Annotated in this window: 16 protein-coding genes; 14 read left to right on the top strand and 2 right to left on the bottom strand. The window is 65.2% G+C overall.

Going from position 1 to position 18,520, the window contains the following annotated elements; genetic code table 11:
* Positions 1-9: 9 nt before the first annotated feature.
* Complete coding sequence (locus QPK27_RS09730; protein ID WP_290418021.1) at positions 10-603, bottom strand: hypothetical protein; 594 nt, start codon at positions 601-603, stop codon at positions 10-12.
* A gap of 217 nt (positions 604-820) precedes the next feature.
* On the opposite strand from QPK27_RS09730, the gene QPK27_RS09725 reads away from it, so the two are divergent.
* Both QPK27_RS09725 and hrcA read left to right on the top strand, forming a co-directional pair.
* A complete protein-coding gene (locus QPK27_RS09725) occupies positions 821-1,534 on the top strand; it encodes an HAD family hydrolase (protein ID WP_290418020.1) in 714 nt (237 codons plus the stop codon).
* A 105-nt stretch (positions 1,535-1,639) separates the two neighbouring features.
* Entirely contained in the window at positions 1,640-2,656 is a 1,017-nt protein-coding gene (gene hrcA, locus QPK27_RS09720; RefSeq protein ID WP_290418019.1) for a heat-inducible transcriptional repressor HrcA, read from the top strand.
* An 85-nt stretch (positions 2,657-2,741) separates the two neighbouring features.
* Here hrcA and fur read toward each other — a convergent pair whose 3' ends face one another.
* Positions 2,742-3,173, bottom strand: a complete 432-nt coding sequence (gene fur / locus QPK27_RS09715) for a ferric iron uptake transcriptional regulator (protein WP_290418018.1) — start codon at positions 3,171-3,173, stop codon at positions 2,742-2,744.
* A gap of 79 nt (positions 3,174-3,252) precedes the next feature.
* On the opposite strand from fur, the gene QPK27_RS09710 reads away from it, so the two are divergent.
* The 12 genes from QPK27_RS09710 (at position 3,253) to QPK27_RS09655 (ending at position 18,514) form a co-directional block, all read left to right on the top strand.
* A complete protein-coding gene (locus QPK27_RS09710) occupies positions 3,253-3,870 on the top strand; it encodes an outer membrane protein assembly factor BamE (protein ID WP_290418017.1) in 618 nt (205 codons plus the stop codon).
* A 10-nt stretch (positions 3,871-3,880) separates the two neighbouring features.
* Positions 3,881-4,690: a 4-hydroxy-tetrahydrodipicolinate reductase gene (dapB, locus tag QPK27_RS09705; protein WP_290418016.1), complete on the top strand. Its 810-nt coding sequence runs from the start codon at positions 3,881-3,883 to the stop codon at positions 4,688-4,690.
* Between the two features lie 3 nt (positions 4,691-4,693).
* Positions 4,694-5,020 carry a barstar family protein gene (locus tag QPK27_RS09700; protein WP_290418015.1) on the top strand — a complete coding sequence of 109 codons (327 nt, stop codon included), beginning with the start codon at positions 4,694-4,696 and terminating at the stop codon, positions 5,018-5,020.
* Positions 5,021-5,161: 141 nt separating this feature from the next.
* Positions 5,162-7,804 (top strand): leucine--tRNA ligase, encoded by a 2,643-nt coding sequence (leuS, locus tag QPK27_RS09695; protein WP_290418014.1) that lies wholly within the window; start codon positions 5,162-5,164, stop codon positions 7,802-7,804.
* Between the two features lie 2 nt (positions 7,805-7,806).
* On the top strand, positions 7,807-8,328 hold the full coding sequence (gene lptE / locus QPK27_RS09690; RefSeq protein WP_290418013.1) for an LPS assembly lipoprotein LptE: 522 nt from the start codon (positions 7,807-7,809) through the stop codon (positions 8,326-8,328).
* A 7-nt stretch (positions 8,329-8,335) separates the two neighbouring features.
* Positions 8,336-9,349: a DNA polymerase III subunit delta gene (gene holA, locus QPK27_RS09685; RefSeq protein ID WP_290418012.1), complete on the top strand. Its 1,014-nt coding sequence runs from the start codon at positions 8,336-8,338 to the stop codon at positions 9,347-9,349.
* Positions 9,350-9,426: 77 nt separating this feature from the next.
* The gene (locus tag QPK27_RS09680; RefSeq protein ID WP_290418118.1) at positions 9,427-10,692 is read left to right on the top strand and encodes a glutamate-5-semialdehyde dehydrogenase; all 1,266 of its coding nucleotides are present in this window, start codon (positions 9,427-9,429) and stop codon (positions 10,690-10,692) included.
* Between the two features lie 17 nt (positions 10,693-10,709).
* Positions 10,710-11,126 carry a CopD family protein gene (locus tag QPK27_RS09675; RefSeq protein WP_290418011.1) on the top strand — a complete coding sequence of 139 codons (417 nt, stop codon included), beginning with the start codon at positions 10,710-10,712 and terminating at the stop codon, positions 11,124-11,126.
* Positions 11,127-11,229: 103 nt separating this feature from the next.
* A complete protein-coding gene (locus tag QPK27_RS09670) occupies positions 11,230-12,432 on the top strand; it encodes a class I SAM-dependent RNA methyltransferase (protein WP_374047042.1) in 1,203 nt (400 codons plus the stop codon).
* A gap of 9 nt (positions 12,433-12,441) precedes the next feature.
* Positions 12,442-13,731 (top strand): multidrug effflux MFS transporter, encoded by a 1,290-nt coding sequence (locus QPK27_RS09665; protein ID WP_290418010.1) that lies wholly within the window; start codon positions 12,442-12,444, stop codon positions 13,729-13,731.
* 331 nt (positions 13,732-14,062) lie between these two features.
* Complete coding sequence (locus QPK27_RS09660) at positions 14,063-16,258, top strand: HDOD domain-containing protein (RefSeq protein ID WP_290418009.1); 2,196 nt, start codon at positions 14,063-14,065, stop codon at positions 16,256-16,258.
* Between the two features lie 96 nt (positions 16,259-16,354).
* Positions 16,355-18,514 carry an EAL domain-containing protein gene (locus tag QPK27_RS09655; protein WP_290418116.1) on the top strand — a complete coding sequence of 720 codons (2,160 nt, stop codon included), beginning with the start codon at positions 16,355-16,357 and terminating at the stop codon, positions 18,512-18,514.
* The last annotated feature ends 6 nt before the right edge of the window (positions 18,515-18,520 follow it).

The following is an 18,520-nucleotide window of genomic DNA, read 5'->3' as shown; positions in this document are numbered from 1 at the left end:
CCAAGAGAATTAAGGTGCGCAAGTGACGCTCACGTTGGTGATGTCGGCCTTGCCCATCGTGCCGCTGCCATTGGCGATGGTGCAGGTCTGGTTGGCTGGGGGATGCAGGATGGCAATGCCATACACGCCGTCCTCGGGCACCGTGGCCATGGCGAACGAGGTGGCGCCGGCGCCGATTTCGACGCGGTCCGAGCCATTGACCAGCACCAGGCCGCTGCCTTGCAGGTTGTTGATCGAACCCTTCAGCTCATGCCGCTTGAACTCGCAGATCACGCGCACGGTGGAGATGTTGAACGCGGCGCGGCCCTTGCCGTTGATGACTTCGCAGTCTTCCACGTTGTCCGGCTTGCCGTCGACGGTAACGTTGTATTCGTCATCGGTCGAGACCAGGTCATTGAACCAGAAGGTGCCGGTGCCGTTGCCGGCGGTCGATGCCGGAATTTCGAGGCGGTTGCCGCCGTTGTTGAGCAGCACCAGGCCGGCCTTGGTCACGCCGCTGTACGAACCGCCCAGCAGCAACTCGCCGTCGCTGCCGCCGCAGGCGGACAGGGCAGCTGCGCATGCGAGCGCGGCGCCGGCGCGCAGGTAAGAACTCTTCATCATTTCTCCAAATATCTAGCGGAAACAGCGCAGCTGCGCGGTTGGGTGGAAAATTAGCTCAACATTTTAGTGCATTTGCCAAGCAGCTGGTCCATTTGCTGTTGTATCACGGTGTAACCGTGGCGTAACACCTTTTTATCCGGCGAAGCGCGATTGCAATGTGGTGGTCGCCTCGCTATGCTGGGGCGCCCGATGTTTCTGCGATATTCCGTATTTACGCATGATGACAAGCCGTCAACCCTGGCCGAAGGCCGTACTGTTCGATCTCGACGATACCCTGTGGCCGATCGCGCCCGTGATCCTGGAAGCCGAGAAGATCCTGTTCGCCTGGCTGGCCCGGCACGCGCCGCGCGTGGTCGAGCGCTTCACCATCGCCAGCCTGCGCCAGGCCCGGCTGGAACTGCTGGCGCGCCGCCCCGAGTTCGAGATCGACCTCGGCGCGCTGCGCCACGCCGGCCTGGTGGCGGCTTTCGAGCAGGTCGGCGAAGACCCGGCCAAGGTCGAGCTGGCGATGACCGAGTTCTTTGCCGCCAGGAACGCCGTCACGCCGTATGACGACGTGGTGCCGGGCCTGCTGCGCCTGAAGAGCCGGGTGCTGGTCGGCTCGGTCACCAACGGCGTGGCCGACCTGCAGACGATCGGCCTGGCGCACCACTTCCGCGCCTCGATCTCGGCGCGCGAGTACGGCCGCGCCAAGCCCGACCCCGGCATCTTCCTGGCCGGCTGCGCGGCACTGGGCGTGGCGCCGCACGAGGCGCTGTACGTCGGCGACGACCTGCTGCTCGACGTCCAGGGCGCGCAGCGCGCCGGGCTGCGCGCGGCCTGGATGAACCGGACGGGCAAGGTCAATGACCTTGCGCACGAGGTACGGCCTGATGTCGAGGTAAGCAGCCTGCTGGAACTGATCGGCTGGCTGGAAAGCGCACACATATAGAGAGGTACGGGGACGCGCCCTTGTACTGCCGCGTTGCGTCCCAACCTGCCTATAATAGGATAGCCACCGTTGGCGCCAGCGCCTTTCGCTTATTCACTCCGAACCATGCAACTCGATCACCGTGCCCAAACCCTGCTCAAAGCGCTCGTCGAACGCTACATCGCCGACGGCCAGCCGGTAGGCTCGCGGGCGCTGTCCAAGATTTCCGGCCTGGAATTGTCGCCGGCCACGATCCGCAACATCATGGCGGATCTCGAGGAGATGGGCTTTGTTGCCAGTCCGCACACCTCGGCCGGCCGCGTGCCGACGCCGCGCGGCTATCGCCTGTTCGTCGATACGCTGCTGACGGTGCAGCAGCTCGACGAGGGCGCAGTGGGGGCGAACAATATGCGCCTGCCGATCCAGCAGCCGCAGAAGATCATCGCCAACGCGGCCCAGATGCTGTCCTCGCTGACCCAGTTCGCCGGCGTGGTGCAAAGCCCGCGCCGCGAATCGGTGTTCCAGCAGATCGAATTCCTGCGCCTGGGCGAGAAGCGCATCCTCTTGGTGATCGTCGATCCGCGCGGCGACGTCCAGAACCGCCTGCTGCTGACCGACGTCGACTATTCCCCGGCCCAACTGACGCAGTCGGCCAACTACCTGAACCAGAACTTCGCCGGCCTGTCGTTCGACGACGTGCGCAACCGCCTGACCGGCGAACTGCGCCAGCTGCGTGACGACATGGGGCGCCTGATGCAGGCGGCGGTGGAGGCCGGCAGCGAGGCGATGGCCGAAGGCGACGACATGGTCATCGCGGGCGAGCGCAACCTGCTGTCGGTGACCGATTTGTCATCCAACATGAGCTCGCTGCGCCAGATGTTCGAGATGTTCGAGCAGAAGACCGGGCTGATGCAGCTGCTGGACGTGTCGAGCAAGGCCGGCGGGGTGCAGATCTTCATTGGCGGCGAATCGCACCTGGTGCCGATGGATGAGATGAGCGTGGTCACGGCGCCGTATGCGGTGAACGGGCGCATCGTCGGCACGCTGGGCGTGATCGGGCCGACGCGCATGGCGTATGAACGGGTGATTCCGATCGTGGACGTGACGGCCAAGCTGCTGTCGAATGCGCTCAGCCAGCCGTAAGTCAGCCAATAAGCCAGCCAATAAGCTCAGCCATGAAAAAAGCACGCGCTCGGCGTGCTTTCTTTTGCTGACTGGCTGCAGCCGATCAGCCCGGCTTGCGCGGGCAACCTACCTTGACGCAATTGCCATAAATCGCCAGCGCATGCTCGGCGATATTGTAGCCGCGCTCTTCGGCGATCGCATGCTGGCGCTGTTCGATCTGGTCGTCGTAGAACTCTTCGACGTGGCCGCAATCGAGGCACACCAGGTGATCGTGGTGCGAACCGGCATTGAGCTCGTAAATGGCCTTGCCGGTCTCGAAATGGTTACGGTTGAGCAGGCCGGCCTGCTCGAACTGGGTCAGGACGCGATAGACGGTTGCCAGGCCCACGTCCATATTGTCGGCCAGCAGGATCTTGTAGACGTCTTCCGCCGTCAGGTGCCGCACGGCGCTGTTCTGGAAAATTTCCAGGATTTTCAGGCGCGGCAGGGTGGCCTTCAGGCCGCTGGCCTTCAGGTCAGTCGGATTGTTACTCATGTTTGTTACTCTAATATGGGCGGAGTGCTTTATGATATAGCGTTTTGAAAGCTCCCGCTCGAACGTTTTGAGGTTACCTATGCGCGTCAAACCAGCCGTTAGCCATTACGGTCTTCATCGATTCTCCGCCCGGGCGGCGCTCGCGGCCGGCCTGGCCTGCACCCTCGTGCTGTCCGGCTGCGCCAGCTGGCGCAGCCAATCCGCGGCGCCGGTGAGCACCGACGCCGGCGCGACCGCGGCCGACGCCGAGAAGCAGGCCGCGATCGCCAATGCCGGCGCGCAGACCGTCCAGGCATCGAAGCTGCAGCGCTTCCTGTGGATCTTCTCGCCGTACCGCCCGGACATCCAGCAGGGTAACTTCGTCTCGCAGGAAATGCTGAACGGGCTGAAGGTGGGCCAGACCCGCGACCAGGTGCGCTTCCTGCTCGGCTCGCCGCTGCTGACCGACGCCTTCCATGCCGACCGCTGGGACTATCCGTTCTACCTGGCGCGCGGCAATGGCGAACTGACCACCAGCCGCGTCACCATCTTCTTCAAGGACAATGTGGTCGAACGCTTCGAAGGCGGCAACCTGCCGAGCGAGCGCGACTACATCGACCGTATCGCCGGCCCGACCAAGGTGCCGAAGAACAAGCCGGAAGCCCGTCCGGTCGCCCCGGTGCGCGCCGGCGACGCCCCGGCCGCCATCCAGCCATAAGGAGCGCACGATGACGATGCTGAATATCGCCGTTGCCGGCGCCAGCGGCCGCATGGGCCGCATGCTGATCGAAGCCATCCAGTACGCGCCGGACGCGCGCCTGGCCGGCGCCCTGGACCTGCCGGGTTCGCCGTTCATCGGCCAGGACGCGGGCGCCTTCGGCGGCTTCCTGACCGGCGTGATGATCGAGGACAGCCTCAAGCACGGCCTGCACAATGCCGACATCCTGATCGACTTCACCCGTCCGGAAGGCACGCTGGCGCACCTGGAATACTGCGCCGCCAACGGCAAGCAGATGGTGATCGGCACCACCGGCTTCGACGACGCCGGCAAGGCCGCGATCGCCGCCGCGGCAGAAAAGGTGGGCGTGGTGTTCGCTCCGAACATGAGCGTGGGCGTGAACGTCACCCTCAAGCTGCTGGAAATGGCGGCCAGGAGCTTTGCCGAAGGTTACGACATCGAGATCGTCGAGGCGCACCACCGCCACAAGGTCGATGCGCCGTCCGGCACCGCGCTCAAGATGGGCGAAGTGATTGCCGACGCCATCGGCCGCGACCTGAAGGAATGCGCCGTCTACGGCCGTGAAGGCGTGACCGGCGAGCGCGATCCGTCGACCATCGGTTTCGCCACCGTGCGCGGCGGCGACGTGGTGGGCGACCACACCGTGATGTTCCTCGGCACCGGCGAGCGGATCGAGATCAGCCACAAGTCGAGCAGCCGCGTGACCTATGCCCACGGTTCGCTGCGCGCCGCGCGCTTCCTGGCGGACAAGGCCAACGGCCTGTTCGACATGCAGGACGTCCTTGGCTTGAAGGTTTGATTCATGGCAGTGGCTGAACTGAACGGCGCCGCGATCGTCGACGAGGCGTCCTTCCACCAGCAGAGCCGGGAAGCGTTCGGTTTCCCGGAGACGTACGCCGACAGCATCGACGCCTGGGTCGACTGCATGAGCTATCTGCGCGACGACGAGAACATGACCAAATTCCGGTTGAAAGCCAATGAGGTCCTCGAAATCGTGATTACCGATGCCGAGAAGATGAAAGCGCAGGCGCCGGACCTGCTCGAAGAACTGACGTTCTGCATCGGCGGCATCAACGAGCGCTACGAGGATTACGGCGAGAAGCCGGCGCTGGAACTGGTCCTGCGATGAATCCCGAAGGCAGCGTTGCAAGACGCTGCCTTTTTACATTTTCCATCTGCCGCGGCTTGCCGGGCCGCGCCACACATCGAACCGGCTTCCAGACCCGTTATAATGTCCGGTTCTACATCCCACACTTCATCTGCAGCCATCATGCAAGAAAAATATAGTCCAGCCGAAGTCGAACAGGCCGCCCAGGCCTACTGGAAGTCGATCGACGCCTATAAAGCCGTCGAACACGACCCGCGTTTCCCGAAGGGCAAGTACTACGCCTGCTCGATGCTGCCTTACCCATCGGGCAAGCTGCACATGGGTCACGTGCGCAACTATACGATCAACGACGTGATGTACCGCTACCTGCGCATGAACGGCTACAACGTCCTGATGCCGATGGGCTGGGACGCGTTCGGCATGCCGGCGGAAAACGCGGCGATGGCCAACAACGTGCCGCCTGCGGAATGGACCTATTCGAACATCGCCCACATGCGCGGCCAGATGGAGTCGATGGGCTTGGCGATCGACTGGTCGCGCGAGATGACCGCGTGTAAACCAGACTACTACAAGTGGAACCAGTGGATGTTCCTCAAGATGCTGGAAAAAGGCATCATCTACCAGAAGACCGGCACCGTGAACTGGGACCCGGTCGACCAGACCGTGCTGGCCAACGAGCAGGTGGTCGACGGCCGCGGCTGGCGTTCGGGCGCGCTGATCGAAAAGCGCGAGATCCCGATGTACTACGTGCGCATCACCGACTACGCCGACGAGCTGCTCGACCACGTCGACAACAAGCTGCCGGGCTGGCCGGAGCGCGTGCGCACCATGCAGGCCAACTGGATCGGCAAGTCGACCGGCGTGCGCTTCGCCTTCCCGCACAATGTGACGGACGACAGCGGCGCCGCCATCAATGACGGCAAGCTGTACGTGTTCACCACCCGCGCCGACACCATCATGGGCGTGACCTTCTGCGCCGTGGCGCCGGAACACGCGCTGGCGCAGCACGCCGCGCGCAACAACCCGGCCCTGCAGGAATTTATCGCCGAGTGCAAGAAGGGCTCCGTGATCGAAGCCGACATGGCGACCATGGAGAAGAAGGGCATGCCGACCGGCCTGTTCGTCACCCATCCGGTCACCCAGGAACAGATCCCGGTCTGGGTCGGCAACTACGTCCTGATCACCTACGGCGACGGCGCCGTGATGGGCGTGCCGGGCCACGACGAGCGCGACTTCGCGTTCGCCAAGAAATACAACCTGCCGATCAAGCAGGTCGTCGCAGTCGAAGGCCAGGAATTCTCGCTGGAAGGCTGGCAGGAGTGGTACGGCGACAAGGAAAACGGCCGCACCGTCAACTCGGGCAAGTACGACGGCCTCGATTACACCTCGGCCGTCAATGCCGTGGCCGGCGAACTGGAAGCTCAGGGCCTGGGCGAGAAGAAGACCACCTTCCGCCTGCGCGACTGGGGCATCTCGCGCCAGCGCTACTGGGGCACCCCGATCCCGATGATCCACTGCGGCGACTGCGGCGCGGTGCCGGTGCCCGAAGCCGACCTGCCGGTCGTGCTGCCCGAGCACCTGGTCCCGGACGGCACCGGCAACCCGCTGAACAAGGACGAAGCCTTCCTCAAGTGCGACTGCCCGCAATGCGGCAAGCCGGCGCGCCGCGAGACCGACACGATGGACACCTTCATCGATTCGTCGTGGTACTACATGCGGTATACCTCGCCGGGTTCGAACGACGCCATGGTCGACGCCCGCAACGATTACTGGATGCCGATGGACCAGTACATCGGCGGCATCGAACACGCCGTCATGCACCTGCTGTATGCGCGCTTCTGGACCAAGGTGATGCGCGACTTCGGCCTGGTGAAGTTCGACGAGCCGTTCGTCAACCTGCTCACTCAGGGCATGGTGCTGAACGAAACCTATTATCGCGAACCTGAACCAAACAAGAAGCTTTGGTTCAATCCGGCCGACGTCGAGCTCATCTTGGACGACAAGGGCCGCCCGCAAAGCGCGGTACTCAAGGCCGACGGCCAGCCGGTCGAAATCGGCGGCACCGAGAAGATGTCGAAGTCGAAGAACAACGGCATCGACCCGCAAGCGCAGATCGAACAGTACGGCGCCGATACCGCGCGCCTGTTCACCATGTTCGCGTCGCCGCCGGAACAGACCCTGGAATGGTCGAACAGCGGCGTCGAAGGCGCCAGCCGCTTCCTGCGCCGCGTGTGGGCCTTCGGTTACGCCCAGCGCGAACGCATCGCTGCCAGCTTCAACGGCGAAGCGCAAGGCACCCTGAGCGACGAACAGAAGACGCTGCGCCGCGAAGTGCACAAGGTGCTGCAGCAGGCCGACTACGACCTGAAGCGCATCCAGTACAACACCGTGGTGTCGGCCTGCATGAAGATGCTCAACACGCTCGAATCCGCGAAGCTGGATGACTCGGCTGCATCGAACGCCGTTGTCGCCGAAGGCTTCTCGATCTTCCTGCGCCTGCTGAACCCGGTTGCGCCGCACATCACCCACGCGCTGTGGCAAGGCCTGGGCTACGCCGACGCGCACGGCGACATCCTGAACGTGCAGTGGCCGCAGGTCGACCCGGCCGCGCTGGAGCAGTCCGAGATCGAGATGATGATCCAGGTGAACGGCAAGCTGCGCGGCTCGGTCAAGGTGGCCAAGGACGCCGACAAGGCCAGCATCGAAGCCGCTGCGCTGGCATCGGAAGCGGTGCAGAAGTTCATCGAAGGCACGCCGAAGAAGGTCATCGTCGTCCCCGGTAAACTCGTCAACATCGTGGTGTGATCATGAGCGCGCCGAGCAAACACCTGGTGCGCGCCCTGTGCGCGCTGCTGGCGGCGGCGGTCCTGGCGGGCTGTGGCTTCCAGCTGCGCGGCAGCAACGGTCAGTACAACATGCCGTTCCAGTCGATCTGGCTGTCGTTCAACGAGTCGTCGCCGCTGGGTACTGAACTCAAGCGCAACCTGCGCGCGGGCGATGCCGTGCGCGTCGTCAATGATGCCTCGAAGGCCGAAGCGCTGTTCGACGTGATCAGCGAAACGCGCGGCAAGGCGATCCAGTCGCTCAACAGCCTGGGCCGGGTGCGCGAATATTCGCTCAGCTACACGCTGGTGTTCCAGGTGCGCGATGCGAACAACCGCCAGCTGTTGGCGCCGACCGAGATCACCCTGCGCCGCAACATCGCCTTCGACGAATCGCAGGTGCTGGCCAAGGAATCGGAAGAAGCGCTGCTGTACCGCGACATGCAGACCGACCTGGTGCAGCAGATCCTGCGCCGCCTGGTGGCGATCAAACCGGTGGGAGCCTGACCCCGCGATGCAGTTACGGCTCGAGGCGCTCGACGGCCAGCTGGCCAAGGGATTGGCGCCGTTGTACGTGATCACCAGCGACGAGCACCTGCTCGCGCTGGAAGCGGCCGACCGCATTCGCAAGACGGCGCGCGCGCAAGGCTACACCGAGCGCGACGTGCTGACGGTGGAGCGCACCTTCAAGTGGGGCGAGCTGCTGGCGGCCAACCAGGCCTTATCGCTGTTCGGCGACAAGAAGCTGATCGAATTGCGCATCCCGACCGGTAAACCAGGCAAGGACGGCAGCGCCGCATTGCAAAGCTACGCCAAGGACCTCAGCCCCGACAACCTGACCCTGATTACCCTGCCCAAGCTGGACTGGCAGACCGCCAAGGCGGCCTGGGTAACGACGCTGCAGCAGGCCGCGGTGTATATCGAGATCCCGAACGTGGAGCGGGCGCAGCTGCCGCAGTGGATCGGCATGCGCTTATCAAGCCAGGGCCAGAGCGCCGAGCGCCAGAGCCTGGACTTCATCGCCGACCGGGTCGAGGGCAACCTGCTGGCGGCGCACCAGGAAATCCAGAAGCTGGGCCTGTTGTACGAGCCGGGCCGCCTGACGTTCGAGCAGGTGCACGACGCGGTGCTCAATGTGGCGCGCTACGACGTGTTCAAGCTGTCCGAAGCGATGCTGTTGGGGGATGCCACACGATTGGCGCGCATGCTCGAAGGCCTGAAAGGCGAGGGCGAGGCGCTGCCGCTGGTGCTGTGGGCGGTCACCGAAGAAATCCGCACGCTGCTAAAATTGAAATCCGGGATGGGGCAGGGAAGGCCGCTGGGCGCGCTGCTCAAGGAATACCGGATCTGGGGTCCGCGCGAGCGGATGATGGAACCGGCGCTGCGCCGCGTGTCGCTCGCCACCCTGGAAGCGGCGCTGCAGGACGCGGCGCAGGTCGACCGCATGGTCAAGGGCTTGCGCTCCAAGGCGTTCGCCGGCGACGCGTGGGATGCGATGTTGCAGCTGGCGTTGCGGGTGGCGCGGTAGGGCGGACGGGTTTCCCGTCCACGCGTTCAAACCAGGCACGCATCCCATGCCACCGATTACAACGCAACGGGACAATGATGGACATCACCGCACACATGCACCTGCTCGGCCGCCAGGCGCGCGCCGCTTCGCGCGCGATGGCGCGCGCCGACACCGCCACCCGCAACCGCGCGTTGCACCTGATTGCGGACGCCATCGAGCGCGACGCGTCCGAGCTGCGCGCCGCGAATGAAAAAGATCTCGAGACCGCGCAAGCCGCCGGCCTGGCCCCGGCCCTGATGGACCGCCTGGCCTTGTCCGATGCGGCCATCGCCACCATGGTCGCCGGCCTGCGCCAGATCGCCGCGCTGCCCGATCCTGTGGGCGAGATCTCGAACATGAAGGTGCGCCCGAGCGGCATCCAGGTCGGCCAGATGCGCGTGCCGCTGGGCGTGATCGGCATCATCTATGAAGCGCGGCCCAACGTGACGGTCGATGCGGCCGGCCTGTGCATCAAGAGCGGCAATGCCGCGATCCTGCGCGGCGGCTCGGAAGCGATCCACTGCAACCGCGCGCTGGCCAAGCTGGTGGCCGAAGGCCTCGGCAAGGCCGGCCTGCCGCTTGATGCGGTGCAGGTGGTCGACACGGTCGACCGCGCCGCCGTCGGCGCCCTGATCACGATGCCGCAGTACGTCGACGTGATCGTGCCGCGCGGCGGCAAGGGCCTGATCGCGCGCCTGATGGCCGAGAGCACGGTGCCGATGATCAAGCACCTGGACGGCATCTGCCACGTCTACATCGACGCCAGGGCCGACGTCGACAAGGCGCTGGCGATCGCGTTCAACGCCAAGTGCCACCGCTACGGCACCTGCAACACGATGGAGACGCTGCTGGTATCAAGCGCGATCGCGCCGAGCGTGCTGCCGCGCCTGGCCACGCTGTATGCCGACAAGCAGGTCGAACTGCGCGCCGATCCCGAAGCGCAGGCAATCCTGGCCGGCTACCCGCACCTGGTCGCAGCCGTCGAAGAAGACTGGTCGACTGAATACCTGGCACCGATCCTGGCGGTCAAGGTCGTCGCCGGCATCGACGAGGCGATGGACCACATCGAGATGTATTCGTCGAAGCACACCGAAGCCATCGTCACCGAAGACTACAGCGCCGCCATGCGCTTCCTGCGCGAAGTCGATTCGGCCTCGGTGATGGTGAATGCCTCGACCCGTTTCGCCGACGGCTTCGAGTACGGCCTGGGCGCCGAGATCGGGATCTCGAACGACAAGCTGCACGCGCGCGGGCCGGTCGGGCTGGAAGGGCTCACTTCGCTCAAGTACGTCGTGTTCGGCCACGGCGAAATCCGTCAATAAACTCAACAAGGAACCGCATGCTGTATCTCTGGACCAAAGCCCTGCACATCGTCTTCATCGCCTCATGGTTCGCCGGCCTGTTCTACCTGCCGCGCATTTTTGTCAACCTGGCCCAGGAAACCAATCCGGAGGCGACCGCCCGCCTGCTGGGCATGGCGCGCCGCCTGTACCGCTTCTCGATGATCATCTCGGTGCCGGCGGTGCTGCTCGGCCTGTACCTGTGGATGGGCTTCGGCATCCAGGGCGGCTGGCTGCACGCCAAGCTCGCGCTGGTGCTGGTGACCATCGGCTACCATCATATGTGCGGCGCCATCCTCAAGAAATTCGAACGCGGCGTCAATACGCGCAGCCATACCTGGTATCGCTGGTTCAACGAAGTGCCGGTGGTATTGCTGCTGGCGATCGTGGTGCTGGTGGTGGTCAAGCCGTTCTAAGCAGCACAGTAATAAACCGCATTTTACGGTCAGCCGATTCCCCGGCTGACGCGTTATCTCCATGGCTTCACAGTTTCATCAACGGACAAAAGGTACCCCTGTAATGGCATCTTATTTTTGCCCATGCCCGCGCGGCATGGAAGCGGCGCTGGCCGAAGAACTGGGCGAGATCGCCCAGCTGAGCACCACCTTCAAGGTGCACAACCAGGTTCCCGGCGGCGTGCACTGCTCCGGTTCCCTGCAAGACGCCTGGCTGGTCAACCTGCACTCGCGCATCGCCTCGCGCGTATTGATGCGCATGGGCCAGCGCAGCTACAGCAACGAAAACGACATCTACGACCTGGTGCTCGAGCAGCCCTGGGAAGACTGGTTCGGCCCCGAGCACACCATCCGGGTCGACGTCACCGCGGTGAAATCGCCTTTGAAGAGCCTCGAGTTCACCACGCTCAAGATCAAGGACGCCGTCTGCGACCGCTTCCGCGACCAGTTCAACAAGCGCCCGTCGGTCAACACGCGCGAGCCGGACATGCGCATCGCCGGTTTCCTCGACCAGCGCAACTTCATCATCTATCTGGATACCTCGGGCGAGGCGCTGTTCAAGCGCGGCTGGCGCGAAGAGACGGGCGACGCGCCGCTGCGCGAGAACCTGGCCGCGGGCCTGCTGCGCGTGTCGGGCTGGAAGCCGGGCGTGCCGCTGTTCGATCCGATGTGCGGTTCGGGCACGATCCTGGTCGAGGCGGCCCAGATGGTGCAGGGCATTCCGCCCGGCGCGCGCCGCAAGTTCGCTTTTGAAAAATTCCGCGACCATGACCGCCAGGCCTGGGCCGCGATGAAGTCGGCCATCAAGCCGAACCCGCTACCGGACCAGCCGACCATCTTCGGCTCCGACATCTCGGGCGACATGGTCGCCATGACGCGCCATAACCTGAAGGTGGCCGGCATCCTGTTCGACGTGCCGCTCAAGCAGATCGAAGCCCAACACGTGGTGGCGCCGACCGAACAGCCGGGCATCCTCTTGACCAACCCGCCGTACGGCGAGCGGATCGGCGTGCGCGGCGACAGCACCATCCCGCAGGACGACATGGCGAGCGGCTTCTATTCCGCCTTCAGCACCACGCTCAAGCAGCGCTTCGCCGGCTGGACCGCTTACCTGTTCACTGCGGACCTGGGCCTGCCCAAGCTCTTGCGCCTGAAGGAATCGCGCAAGACGCCGTTCTTCAACGGCGCGCTCGAATGCCGCCTGTTCCGCTTCGACATGGTGGCCGGCTTCAACCGCCGCGAGGAAGCAAAACCGAAACAAGACTGACGAGAACCCATGCTGCCGCCCACAGAACCATCCGATCTGCCCAAGGACCCGGTCACCCCGGTGCCGCTTCCCCCGCCGCACAAGATCGCGATGCTCACGGCCGGCGGCCTGGCCACGCTGCTGGCGGCCCTGTCGATGCTGGGGCCGTTCTCGATCGACGCTTACCTGCCGGCCTTCCCGCAGATCCAGGCCGAGCTGCGCGCCACCCCGCTGGAGGTGCAGCAAACCCTGACCGCCTACATGCTGGCCTTCGCCGCCATGGTGCTGTGGCATGGCGCGCTGTCCGACGCCTTCGGCCGGCGCAACGTGATCCTGGTGGCGCTGGTGGTGTTCGCGATCGGCACCTTCGGCTGCGCCGCGGCGTCCTCGGTGCACTACCTGTGGGTGTTCCGCATCATGCAGGGGGTGTCGGCCGGGGCCGGGGTGGTGGTGGGGCGCGCCATCATCCGCGACCTGTATTCCGATACCGCCGCCGCGCGGCTGCTGTCGATGGTGACCATGATCTTCTCGATCGCGCCGGCCATCGCGCCGGTGGTGGGCGGCTGGATCGTGACCCTGTTCGACTGGCGCAGCATCTTTATCGCGCTGTGTCTGTACACCGTGCTGCTGGGCTGGTTCTGCTGGAAGCACCTGCCCGAGACGGTGCCGCTGCCGAAACGCCAGCCGTTCAATCCGCGCTTTTTGGCGCAGAGCTACGGCGCCATCTTCAGCTCCTTCCTGTTCCACATGAAGGCCGGCGTCACGGCCCTCAACTTCGCCGGCCTGTTCCTGTACATCGCGGCGGCCCCGGTGATGCTGCCCGAAAGCCTGGGCCTGGGTCCGTCGCAATTCGCCTGGCTGTTCGTGCCGACCGTGAGCGGCATCTTCCTCGGCTCGCTGATGGCCAACCGCCTGGCCGGCACGATGGACTTCGCGCGCCAGATCCGCATGGGCTTTTTCTTCATGCTCGGCGCCGTGGCGTTCAACGTGAGCTACCACGTGTTCCTGCCGCCGGCGCTGCCGTGGAGCGTGGCGCCGATGTTCTTCTTCACCTTTGGCAGCTCGCTGATCGCGCCCGGCGCCACGCTGCTGGCGCTGGATTTGTTTCCGCACATCCGCGGCACCGTGGCCTCGTGCCAGTCGTTCGTCTCGACCCTGCTGGGCGCGGTGGTGGCGGGGGCGGTGGCGCCGGCGCTGTCGCATTCGGTGCTGGCGCTGGCGCTGGGCCAGGCCGGCTTCGTGCTGCTGTCGCTGGCCTGCTGGGTAACCGCGCGCCGGCACCGGCGCAAGCTGCGCGCCAGCGGCCACCACGTCCCTTGAGCATGCCACTACCCGGGTGTATCATGCAGCCCGGGTAACGTTGTGTAATTGCAATTGCGACAAGTCTCTTGGGTAAAATTTAACCATTTACCACAAGTTGCTGTACAATGCGCCCCTAGCATTAGAGCAATTACTCGGCAAGAGTTTCCAGCGTAACTATTGTTCCAGATCAGAAATATATATATGCTAAGATGCGTTTTTACTTTAGCATCGGGAGCAGAGGGCACAACGCGCGCCTGTTCCATGGAATGAAGCGCTAGACGTTGTGGCAAGCCACCCGGGCCCGCCACCAGGTAAATACCTTCGACAAGTGGCGGCCGTGTTTGAAAACATGCACCAATCCGACCAGGACATCCGCAATCGCCTCCTGATTGCCCGACTGCCGGCCATGCCGCAGATCCTGGTCAAGCTGATCGAGCACCTGCAGGCCGACGACCTCGGCATGCCCGAACTCGCCGCCCTGATCGGCAAGGATGCCGGCATGACCGCCAAGCTGCTGGCGGTGGCCAACAGCTCCGCCTACCACCGCACCACGCGCAGCGCCAATCTCGAGCAGTCGCTGGTGGCGCTCGGCACCGACATGATCAAGACGCTGGTGATCAGCGACTCGGTGTTCCAGACCTTCAACAGCTTCCCCCATGCCGGCAGCGTCGACCTGCGCGCGTTCTGGAAGAACGCCCTCGGCGCGGCGGTAATCGCGCGCGACGCGGCGCGCATGCTCGACTACCCGCATCCCGAAGAAGCCTATCTTGCCGGCCTGCTGCACAACGTCGGCCGGCTGGCGCTGCTGGCCGCCGCGCCCAAGGAATACGGCTTCAATTTCACCGCGCGCGACGACGAAGACCTGTGCGCGGTCGAGCAGCGCACGCTGCAGATCACCCACACCGAGGCCGGCGCCTGGCTGATCGAGCGCTGGCGCCTGGACTCGTTCCTGGCCGACGCGGTGCTGTACCACCACGAGCCGAGCGAACGGCTGGAAGCGAGCCATCCATTGATCCGCATCGTGCGCCTGGCGCACGTGCTGGCGGCGCACGCGGACGACGCGGCGCAGGTCCTGGACGCCTGCGCCTTGTGCGCGATTCCCGTCGAACGCGCGACGCAGATGCGCGACGGCGCCGGGCGCCAGGTCGAGCAGGCGGCCGCCCACCTGGGCATCGACCTGAACGGGGCCGACGACATCGCGGCGCCGCCGGCCTGGGCGCCGCCGCCCGCCGACCCGGTGCAGCAGCGCCTCAACGAAGAGATGCGCAATATGGTGCTGGTGTCCGAAGTGGGCCAGAGCCTGGCGCGCCAGCAGGGAGAAACGGGCCTGGTCGAGGCGATGACGCGCACCGCGCGCATCCTGTTCGACTTCGAGAGCGCCGTGGTGCTGCTCGAGAACCCGACCGGCCAGGCGCTGGCCGGGGCGCCGCTGGCCGGCGTGCAGCGCATCGCCGGATTCAGCGTGTCGCTGGCCAGGGGCGGACCGGTGGCGCAAAGCGCGCTCGATCGCCGTCCCGCTTTTGTACAGCGCGAGCGCCAGCCGCTCGGCCTGGCCGAGGAACAGCTGCTGCGCATGCTGGGCAGCGAGAGCATGGTGGTGGTGCCGCTGGTGGCGGGAGCGCGCTGCCTGGGCGTGCTGGTGGGCGGCGTCGCCGCCTGGCAGCTGCCGCATTGCCAGCGGCGCGAGCGCTTCATGCAGGCCTTCGGGGTCCAGGCCGCCGGCGCGCTCGAAGCCCTGCTGGCCGAACGCGGCCAGGCGCGCCGTCAGCTGGCCCATGCCGCCGAAGAGTTCCGCGAAGCGTCGCGCCGCGTGGTGCACGAAGTGAACAATCCGCTGTCGATCATCAAGAACTACCTGAGCGTATTGGACAGCAAGCTGGCGCGCCAGGAACCGGTGGGCGGCGAGCTGTCGATCCTGAACGAAGAGATCGACCGCGTGGGCCAGCTGATCGGCAGCCTGGCCGACGGCGGCGCGCAGGAAGACGAACGCTGGGGCGCGGCACGGCCCACCGATGCCGCCAGGGTGGTCGACGAGGTGCTGCGCCTGTTCCGCGCCAGCAGCTTCGTGCCGTCCTCGATCGAGATCGTGGCGCGCATGGCCGGCGACGCCGCGATCGAAGGCGACCCGGACGTGCTCAAGCAGATCCTGGTCAACCTGGTCAAGAACGCGGTCGAAGCGCTGGGCCAGGGCGCGGGCAATCACGGCGGCGCCGGCCGGATCGAGATCGTCAACCGCGGCCACGTCAACCGCGAGCGCCAGCTGTACCTGGAGCTGGTCGTCAGCGACAATGGCCCCGGCCTGTCGCGCGAAGTGCTGGCCAACCTGTTCGCGCCGGTGCGCAGCACCAAGGCAGCGACCGACGGCAACGGCAGCGTCCCGCGCGGCATCGGCCTGTCCATCGTGCACGGCCTGGTCAAGAAGCTGGGCGGCCACATCGACTGCCGCAGCTCCGCCGCCGGCACCGCCTTTGAAATCCTCCTGCCGGCGTGGTCCGGCGCAGGCACGGCGCTCGCCCTGCCGGCGCGCGCGCTCGGCTCCGCCTGACCCACGTCCGACTTCACCATGCCTGCGCATCCCGCGAACAACGCCAACCCGGCCGCCGATCTGTTTTCCGGCGCACCCGCTCCGTTCTCCCAGCACATGGAGACCGATAGCCAGCCGCGCCTGCTGCTGGTAGACGACGAACCGCGCCTGCTGTCGTCGCTGTACGAACTGCTGCAGGGCCGCGGCTACCGCCTCACCACCGCGCCGTCGGGCTCAGACGCCCTGGATCATCTGTCGCGCCAGCGCTTCGACCTGGTCCTGCTCGACCTGCGCCTGCCCGACATCGGCGGCCACCAGATCATGGACTTCATCAACGAGCGCAACATCGACGCCGACGTGATCGTGATGAGCGGCGAGGTCGGGATCGACGCCGCCATCGGCGCCCTGAAACGCGGCGCCTACAGCTACCTGCGCAAACCCTACGGCCGCGAAGAGCTGCTGAGCACCGTCAGCAACGCGTTGCAGCGGCGCCGGCTGGCGGCGGAAAACGCGCGCATCGCCAACCAGCTCGAGAACTCCGAGAAGATGTACCGCTACCTGGTCGACTCGTCGCCGGACATCATCTATACGCTCAACCACGAAGGACGCTTCACGTTCGTGAACGACCGCGCCTACCAGCTGCTCGGCTACACGCGCGAAGAGCTGATCGGCCAGCACTACTCGATCGTGGTGCACGAGGAAGACAGCGAGCGCGCGCGCTATGTGTTCAACGAACGGCGGGTGGACGAACGCGCCTCGCGCAACGTCGAACTGCGCCTGAAATGCAGGAATGGCCACGGCAACAGCGACCGCACCTTCAACACCACCCTGATGACGATCTCGCTCAACGCGATCGGCATGCACGTGCCGGACCATGAAGTGAAAAAGCTCGAATTCTTCGGCACCTATGGCGTGGCGCGCGACATCACCGACCGCAAGCGCGCCGAAGAAGTCATCTCCTACCAGGCCTACCACGACATCCTGACCGACCTGCCGAACCGGATCCTGTTCAAGGACCGCCTGGGCCTGGCCGTGATCCAGGCCAAGCGCAAGCAGACCGAGCTCGCGGTGATGTTCATCGACCTGGACCGGTTCAAGCTGGTCAACGACACGCTCGGCCACGTGAAGGGCGACGAACTGCTGCAGCAGGCCGCGGCAAGACTGAAGGAATGCCTGCGCAAGGGCGACACGCTGGCGCGCCAGGGCGGCGACGAATTCACCATCGTGCTGCCCGAACTGCGCGACCGCGACGACGCGCGCATGGTGGCCGACAAGTTTCTCGAAGTGCTGCAGGCGCCGTTCGACCTCGATGGCCACGAAGTGCACATCTCGGCCTCGATCGGCATCGCGATCTACCCCAAGGATGGCGAGTCGATCGACGAGCTGCTGCGCCACGCCGACATTGCCATGTACCAGGTGAAAGCGCTGGGCAAGAACGGCCACAGCTTCTACCACGACTCGATGCTGGAAGTGTCGCACCAGAAGATCGCGCTCGAGCAGGCGTTGCGCCGCGCGCTCGAGCACGACGAGCTGGAGATGTACTACCAGCCGCAGATCGACGCCCTCAGTGGCCGTATCGTCGGCGCCGAGGCGCTGATGCGCTGGAACCATCCGACCCGCGGGCGGCTGGCGGCCGGCGAATTCCTGCCGTTCGCCGAAGAGAACGGCCTGATGCTGCCGATCTCGGACTGGATGATCGGCGCGCTGTGCCGCGACATGCTCAAGTGGAACGCGGTCGGCGCCAGCGACGTGCGCCTGTCGCTGAACCTGTCGCCGCAATACCTGGACCGCGGCGACTTCTTCGAAAAGATGCGCGGCGCGCTGGTGCGCTACGGCCTGGCGCCGAACCAGATCGAAGTCGAGATCACCGAGAACATCTGCATCCGCAATCCGCAGTACGCGATCGAGCAGCTCAATAAACTGTGCCAGCTCGGGGTGTCGATCGCGATCGACGACTTCGGCACCGGCTACTCGTCGCTCTCGTACCTGCACCGCTTCCCGATCCACACCGTCAAGATCGACCAGTCCTTCGTCAACGAGATCCATGAAGAGAACGGCCACTATCCGGTGATCCTGGCGATCATCTCGATCGCGCGCGGACTGGGCCTGAACCTGATCGCCGAAGGCGTCGAGACCGAGGAGCAGGCGCGCTACCTGACCGCCAACGGCTGCCTGACGATGCAGGGCTACCTGTTCTATCGCCCGATCGCGCTATCCGACTTCATGGTGGCGCTGCGCACCCAGCCGGGCCTGAACTGGCAGGCGGCGCAAGCCTAGGCCCTG

Origin of the sequence: Massilia sp. YIM B02443 (assembly GCF_030411955.1) — a bacterium.
Lineage (GTDB): Bacteria > Pseudomonadota > Gammaproteobacteria > Burkholderiales > Burkholderiaceae_D > Telluria.
The sequence above is the reverse complement of the archived record's forward strand: the minus strand, read 5'-3'. Positions and strand labels throughout refer to the sequence as shown.

Coding starts and splice junctions, on each gene's coding strand:
- QPK27_RS09680 (WP_290418118.1), top strand. CDS start 9,427: ATGGACATCACCGCACACATGCACCTGCTCGGCCGCCAGGCGCGCGCC.
- leuS (WP_290418014.1), top strand. CDS start 5,162: ATGCAAGAAAAATATAGTCCAGCCGAAGTCGAACAGGCCGCCCAGGCC.
- QPK27_RS09670 (WP_374047042.1), top strand. CDS start 11,230: ATGGCATCTTATTTTTGCCCATGCCCGCGCGGCATGGAAGCGGCGCTG.
- dapB (WP_290418016.1), top strand. CDS start 3,881: ATGACGATGCTGAATATCGCCGTTGCCGGCGCCAGCGGCCGCATGGGC.
- hrcA (WP_290418019.1), top strand. CDS start 1,640: ATGCAACTCGATCACCGTGCCCAAACCCTGCTCAAAGCGCTCGTCGAA.
- QPK27_RS09675 (WP_290418011.1), top strand. CDS start 10,710: ATGCTGTATCTCTGGACCAAAGCCCTGCACATCGTCTTCATCGCCTCA.
- QPK27_RS09710 (WP_290418017.1), top strand. CDS start 3,253: ATGCGCGTCAAACCAGCCGTTAGCCATTACGGTCTTCATCGATTCTCC.
- holA (WP_290418012.1), top strand. CDS start 8,336: ATGCAGTTACGGCTCGAGGCGCTCGACGGCCAGCTGGCCAAGGGATTG.
- QPK27_RS09725 (WP_290418020.1), top strand. CDS start 821: ATGATGACAAGCCGTCAACCCTGGCCGAAGGCCGTACTGTTCGATCTC.
- QPK27_RS09660 (WP_290418009.1), top strand. CDS start 14,063: ATGCACCAATCCGACCAGGACATCCGCAATCGCCTCCTGATTGCCCGA.
- QPK27_RS09730 (WP_290418021.1), bottom strand. CDS start 603: ATGATGAAGAGTTCTTACCTGCGCGCCGGCGCCGCGCTCGCATGCGCA.
- QPK27_RS09665 (WP_290418010.1), top strand. CDS start 12,442: ATGCTGCCGCCCACAGAACCATCCGATCTGCCCAAGGACCCGGTCACC.
- fur (WP_290418018.1), bottom strand. CDS start 3,173: ATGAGTAACAATCCGACTGACCTGAAGGCCAGCGGCCTGAAGGCCACC.
- QPK27_RS09655 (WP_290418116.1), top strand. CDS start 16,355: ATGGAGACCGATAGCCAGCCGCGCCTGCTGCTGGTAGACGACGAACCG.
- QPK27_RS09700 (WP_290418015.1), top strand. CDS start 4,694: ATGGCAGTGGCTGAACTGAACGGCGCCGCGATCGTCGACGAGGCGTCC.
- lptE (WP_290418013.1), top strand. CDS start 7,807: ATGAGCGCGCCGAGCAAACACCTGGTGCGCGCCCTGTGCGCGCTGCTG.